Genomic DNA, 3,910 nt, shown 5'->3' on the forward strand with positions numbered 1-3,910 from the left:
TCAGTCACTTCAAGGGGTTACAACAATGCACCCCTGATTTGCTGTAAAAGAAAAGGCTAAATAAATGAATATGACGTCATATTATGAATATAGCGTTGTACTATAAAAAATTACTTGTCAGGGTGTCAAGAAAGATGTTTCATTACAAACTGCGGTTAGATTAAATGGTAAACGGGAAAAGGGAGGTAAAATGATGCAGTTCACTGTGAGGACGAATTCAAGATTTGAAATGCTCGATATTACCGGACAGGTGAGGGGCTTTTTAAAGGAGAGTGGGATTAAAAACGGGATTTGCCACGTTTTTATCCCCCATACCACTGCCGCTGTTACGATTAACGAAAACGCCGATCCGGATGTGCCCAGAGACATCATTATGGGGCTCGATCGGCTCGTCCCCCTCAACGGCAACTACCGGCACAGGGAAGGGAACGCTGCCGCGCACATAAAATCTTCTCTTCTCGGTGTATCAGAAACTATCCTTGTAGAAAACGGTGCTCTTATCCTCGGCACATGGCAGTCTATTTTCTTCTATGAATTTGATGGCCCGAGGAGCAGAAAGGTATTTGTCAAGCTGATTCCAACAGAATAGATATACCCCTTCCCCCCAGGGGGAAAGGGGTATACTATGGGTATACTATCAGATGAGGCTTGAGAAATGGTTATTCGGCCTTGATAAGGATTTTCTTTCCCTTCGCCTTCGCCCCCTCAGTCTTGGGAAGCTTAATGCTGAGGACACCGTTCTTAAAATGCGCCTCGGCATTTGTCGTATCAACGCCCAACGGCAGGGGGATCACACGGTTAAAGGAACCATATGTCCTCTCCATGTGGTAATAATCTTTCCCCTTCTCTTCCTTTTCTTCTTTTTTTTCTCCCTTGATGGTCAGGGTATCATCGGAAAGCAGTACCTCGATATCTTTCTCATCAATACCGGGAAGTTCAGCCTTGATACTGACCTCCTTATCATCTTCTTTGAGATCAATGGAAGGAGAGAAACCCCCAAATCGCTCCTCCAGGGCGCCAAAGGGTGCAATATCAAACCCCCGGAAGAAATCATCAAACAACCGGTTCATCTCTCGCTGAAAAGCGTAGAAGGGACTCTCTTCACGTCTTAGAGGAATACCGCTTCTCCTCCAAATTGATGGGACGAGATTTTTCATAGCCATAAGATCATTACCTCCTTTCTTTTTATCCTGTTTTAACAGCGATCTTTTTCGCCTTGACACGTTCAGCTTTGGGGAGTGTCAAACGGACAACCCCGTTCTTGACTGAGGCCTCAATCCTGTCACGATCCACTTCATCTGAAATCGTGAAGGCACGTTCGTAATCACCAACATCGTATTCAGCGTGCACGATACTGTGGCCCTTATAAGAGGCTGGCTCCACTGTCCCTGTAATCGTCAAAACATTCTTGTCGAGTGTAATATCCACTGATTTCTCGTCCACACCGGGCATATCGGCAATCACCACCACGGCCTCTTTTTTCTCGTATATATCAACTATCGGCGCATAGACCTTTTGGTTCCTGGTTCGTTCAGCCTCTATGGGGGTCTGTGCCTCCTTCTTTTGCACTTTCTTTCCTTCGTGTTCCATAAGATCATTACCCTCCTTTCTTTATGCAGACTTTATAGCTACTTTTTGCGGTTTATCCTCTTCTGCCCGCGGCAGTGTAATACGAAGCGCCCCTTTATCGTATCTTGCCTCCACCTTGTCCGCATCAACCTTAAAGGGCAACTGCATGGTACGCGTAAAACGACCGTGACTACGCTCCTGACGGTGATAGCTTTCGCCTTCCTTGAGAACTTCCATCTCACGGGCGCCACTTAAAGTAAGGGTATCACCCACAACAGATATATCCATCTTGCCGGGATCCATTCCCGGTATTTCCGCCGTGATGATTGCATCTTCTTCACCGACCCAGACATTAACCGGCGGAAAATTACGGCTGAATGGCTGAAAAACCCCCGAAAAGAGCCTGTTCATCTCTCTCTGTAAGCGCTGTATCTCCCCCAGCGGCTCCGTCATTCCCCCAAATCTCCAGACTTCCGGCCAAAACATAACAATCTCCTCCTTTCATATTTATTAGGAAAATAAAGCAAAATAAATATGATTTGCTTTATTTTCCTATATTCCTTTAGATTTCTTTCCGTTACGAGATGACGGTACGTTTTCAATATATTGATATTGTTCACCATCTAAAATTTAAATTTAAAATAATCACGAAAATCTCACAGTCAAGGGAGGGGTGAAAGCAAAGTCACTCATTCATACATTTGAGATCATCAATTTAACAAGTGCCGATAGACATCAACGATTCTCTCCGCAGCCTTCTCCCAGCAGATATCCCGGAGTTCTTCGCGAGACCTTGCGAGAATCTCGTCGGTCAGTGCAGAGTATTTTAAAGCGGTAATGATCTTATTGGCCATTTCATTCACATCCCAGAAATCAACCTTCAGGACATGGTGCATGATCTCCGATACCCCGGACTGCTTGGAGATAATCACCGGCACATCGTACATCATCGCCTCAAGGGGAGAGATACCAAAAGGTTCGGATACACTCGGCATAACATACAGATCACTCATGGCGTAAATCTGTTCGACTTCAGTTCCCTTAAGAAAACCGGTAAAGTGGAAATGCTCTCCAATCCCGAGCTCGGCGACACGTTCAACCATCCGGGGCATCATGTCACCTGTCCCTGCCATCACGAACGTTACTTCCGGCATTACTTTTATGACCTTTGCCGCTGCCTCGACAAAGTAATCGGGACCCTTTTGAAATGTGATCCTCCCAAGAAACAGGACAATCTTCCGCCCTTTCCCGTTTTCCACGTGATAAATTTTTTCCCCCTCGTAGCGGGAAACGGCGTTATGGACGACAGATATCTTCTCAGGAGGAATGCCGTAACGGTTGACAATCATATCCTTCGTGTAATAGCTGACGGCAATAACGTGATCGGCTTCTGTTATGCCTTTCCTCTCGATGTCAAAAATCTCCCGATTGATGTTTTCGCCGCTCCGATCAAACTCAAGAGAATGAATGTGAAGAATAAAGGGCTTTCCACTAACCTCTCTGGCATGGAGACCGGCAAAGACCGTCATCCAGTCATGGGCATGGATTACATCGAACGACAGATCTTGAGCAATAGCGCCGGCTACCATTCCATACCTCAATACCTCGGAAATCAGGTCTGTACCATAGTCTCCGGAGATATCAAGAAACCCCCTCTCCCCTGTTTCTTTTTCAACCCCCTCGCCCAACTGCCCGAGTAAAGTTCTATACTGGCCCTCGCCAAGATAGGGAGAAAGGACGGCCTTGACCAATCTAATGTCCAACCGCTTGAAGATATCTTTCTCAAGATCTTGACCTGAGACATGAACCTCCGATGCGGAAATCAGTCCCACGTGCGACGGTTGCCTTTCACCCTTTACTTTTGGCAAGACGAAGATAACTTCATAACCAAGCTCCGTCAGGGCCTTTGTAATACCGAAACAGGCCGTACCCAGACCGCCACTCACGTAAGGGGGAAACTCCCATCCAAACATAAGGATACGCATGTTAAAATCACCTCCCTTCTTAACTCGTGGATAACAAAAATGGATTACGCCGGCAAATTGTTGGAAGAATATGCCTTAATATGGAAAGACTTTAAAAAAAGGATATTGTCTCGGGCTTCATGACATGAGACCTTTGCGAGACTGAAAATTGGCTTCATGAAGGGTGAATTCGTAGAATCAGCGGAGCTGGATCGAAGATTTTTCAGGTGCCATGCCATCGCAGCGAAGCGCCTGCTTTTCCAGTTGTCTGAGGTCAAACCTGTAAAAAATTGCAAGCAGGAATTTTTTAATTAAGTTTAGGTTAACCCTACAACGACACATTGATTATCCTGATTTCAGCTTCTTTTTCCGGTGCG

The 3,910-nt window shown here is 45.9% G+C and carries 5 protein-coding genes; 1 reads left to right on the forward strand and 4 read right to left on the reverse strand.

Features of this window, described 5'->3' with window-relative positions; all coding sequences use genetic code 11:
* The first annotated feature begins 190 nt into the window (after positions 1-190).
* Positions 191-589, forward strand: coding sequence for a secondary thiamine-phosphate synthase enzyme YjbQ (locus QMD03_09900; protein MDI6777524.1), 399 nt, complete (start codon positions 191-193; stop codon positions 587-589).
* A gap of 70 nt (positions 590-659) precedes the next feature.
* Here the strand turns inward: QMD03_09900 and QMD03_09905 are convergent, their stop codons facing one another.
* The 4 genes from QMD03_09905 to QMD03_09920 all read right to left on the reverse strand — a co-directional run bounded on the left by QMD03_09905 (position 660) and on the right by QMD03_09920 (position 3,554).
* Positions 660-1,163, reverse strand: a complete 504-nt coding sequence (locus QMD03_09905) for an Hsp20/alpha crystallin family protein (protein MDI6777525.1) — start codon at positions 1,161-1,163, stop codon at positions 660-662.
* 22 nt (positions 1,164-1,185) lie between these two features.
* Positions 1,186-1,590 carry an Hsp20/alpha crystallin family protein gene (locus QMD03_09910; GenBank protein MDI6777526.1) on the reverse strand — a complete coding sequence of 135 codons (405 nt, stop codon included), beginning with the start codon at positions 1,588-1,590 and terminating at the stop codon, positions 1,186-1,188.
* Positions 1,591-1,611: 21 nt separating this feature from the next.
* Positions 1,612-2,055 carry an Hsp20/alpha crystallin family protein gene (locus tag QMD03_09915; protein ID MDI6777527.1) on the reverse strand — a complete coding sequence of 148 codons (444 nt, stop codon included), beginning with the start codon at positions 2,053-2,055 and terminating at the stop codon, positions 1,612-1,614.
* Positions 2,056-2,279: 224 nt separating this feature from the next.
* A complete protein-coding gene (locus tag QMD03_09920; GenBank protein MDI6777528.1) occupies positions 2,280-3,554 on the reverse strand; it encodes a glycosyltransferase family 4 protein in 1,275 nt (424 codons plus the stop codon).
* Positions 3,555-3,910: the final 356 nt, after the last annotated feature.

This window comes from Syntrophales bacterium, from assembly GCA_030018935.1.
Taxonomy (GTDB): Bacteria; Desulfobacterota; Syntrophia; order Syntrophales; family CG2-30-49-12; genus CG2-30-49-12.

What these genes read in the sequence shown, in the direction of transcription:
- QMD03_09900 (MDI6777524.1), top strand. Translation starts at nt 191, where the DNA reads ATGATGCAGTTCACTGTGAGGACGAATTCAAGATTTGAAATGCTCGAT.
- QMD03_09905 (MDI6777525.1), bottom strand. Translation starts at nt 1,163, where the DNA reads ATGGCTATGAAAAATCTCGTCCCATCAATTTGGAGGAGAAGCGGTATT.
- QMD03_09910 (MDI6777526.1), bottom strand. Translation starts at nt 1,590, where the DNA reads ATGGAACACGAAGGAAAGAAAGTGCAAAAGAAGGAGGCACAGACCCCC.
- QMD03_09915 (MDI6777527.1), bottom strand. Translation starts at nt 2,055, where the DNA reads ATGTTTTGGCCGGAAGTCTGGAGATTTGGGGGAATGACGGAGCCGCTG.
- QMD03_09920 (MDI6777528.1), bottom strand. Translation starts at nt 3,554, where the DNA reads ATGCGTATCCTTATGTTTGGATGGGAGTTTCCCCCTTACGTGAGTGGC.